The sequence below is a fragment of the Kitasatospora sp. NPDC057512 genome, assembly GCF_042802135.1.
Taxonomy (GTDB): Bacteria; Actinomycetota; Actinomycetes; order Streptomycetales; family Streptomycetaceae; genus Kitasatospora.
Genome location: NZ_JBHVET010001176.1, coordinates 1 through 1,546, shown reverse-complemented (window position 1 = coordinate 1,546; position 1,546 = coordinate 1). Strand labels below are relative to the sequence as shown.

2 protein-coding genes are annotated in these 1,546 nt (G+C 79.0%); both read right to left on the bottom strand.

The features are described 5' to 3' along the window. On the bottom strand, positions 1–760 hold a 760-nt coding region (locus ACFU6K_RS38670), incomplete at its 3' end, for a hypothetical protein (protein WP_380671302.1). Beyond that, on the bottom strand, positions 760–1,546 hold a 787-nt coding region (locus ACFU6K_RS38665; protein ID WP_380671300.1), incomplete at its 5' end, for an SAF domain-containing protein. The genes ACFU6K_RS38670 and ACFU6K_RS38665, both read right to left, overlap by 1 nt.

Sequence of the window (1,546 nt, the reverse complement as noted above, 5' to 3'; positions counted from 1 at the left end):
CCAGCAGCTGCACCTCGTCCGCCGCCGAGCGCGCCGTCCGCATCAGCTCCGAGCGGATGAACCGCCGGTCGGTGGTGTCCCCGCCGTCGGAGAGCACCTTCGCCGTCCGGGGGGCGTGCGGCAGCACCCCGAGCACCGGCAGCCCGAGCTCCCGGGTCACCTCCGCCCGGGCGTACGGCCCCTCGGCGACCAGCAGCAGCCCGAGCGCGTCCGCCCCGGTGCCGGCGGCGGCCAGGTCCTCGGTCAGGGCCGCGAGCCGGGGCCGGACCGAGCTCAACCCGCGCAGCGTGGTCCGCACGGTCGCCACCACCGCGTCGGCGCGGCGGGCCAGCACCGCGCTGTGGCCGGTGGCGCCGGAGCGGCCGAGGTCCACGATGACGTCGTAGCCCTGGTGTTCCACGCCGTGCAGCAGTTCGGCGAGCGGCTCCCAGGTGTAGGCGAGGCCGGGCGCCTGGGTGGGGTCGGTCAGCCCGGGCAGCAGCAGCCGCTCGGCGTTGCCCTCGGGCGAGAGGTCGATCAGCTGCTCCCAGATGGTCTGCGCGAGCAGCCCGCGCCGGTCGGCGACGGCCAGGTTGCGCAGCCCGTACACCGCCTCGACCCGGCCCTCCAGGGCGCCGGCGAGCACCGCACCGCCGTCCGGGTCGGCCTCGACCAGCAGGATCCGCCGGCCGGGCGGCAGGGGCCAGGACAGCAGCAGTGCCAGGGCGGTGGTGGTGGCTCCCGGTGCGCCCGGGCCGCCGACCACCGCGATCACGGCCATCAGGCGCCGCCCGTCGCGGCCGGTCCTCCGGGCGTGGCTCCGCCGGGGGTGCCGGCGCCCGGCGTGGCGGCACCCGGCGTGGTGGCCCCGGGGGCAGGGGCGGGGGCGGCGGCCGAGGGCGCGCCGCCCGGCGCCCCGCCGCGCGGCGCGAGCAGCACCTGGATCCGCCCGCTCGCCACCCACTGCGCCAGCCGGGGCCCGTCCGCGGTGCCGACCGCCACGTCGATCACCTGGCTGCCGTCGGTGTCCACCCGGCCGACGGTGATCACCGTGGCGGGCAGCGAGTCGGCCCGGCCGTTGTCGGGGGTGAAGACGACGACCAGCTGCACGCCGGGCTGGAGCCGGCTGGCGGGCAGCTGGCTGCGCTTGGCCGACACCCCGACCACGATCTGCCCGGGCTGCACCGACAGCCCCTGCGCGAGGTCGGCCCCGGTGAGCATCGCGCCGCGCTTGAGGTCGGTGGCGGCCCGCATGCCGACGGCCTTCGTCCGGTCCTGGGCCGCCAGCGGGTGCAGCGCCGGGTCCCCCGCGATCCGGGCGACCACCAGGTCGTCCTCGGTGATCACCTGCCCCCACGGCACGTCCCGGGCCAGCGCCAGCACCGCGACCCGCTGGCCGGTGCTGTTGTAGAGGACGGCCCCGCCCAGCCCGCCGGCCGCGATCAGCGCGACGGCCATCGCCAGCACCGCCGGACGCCGCCGCCGCGCCCGCATGGTCCGCCCGGGCGCGTGCGGCAGCGCCCGGCCCATGCCCGGGCCGCCCTGCTCCGGCTGCGCCGGAAGCGCC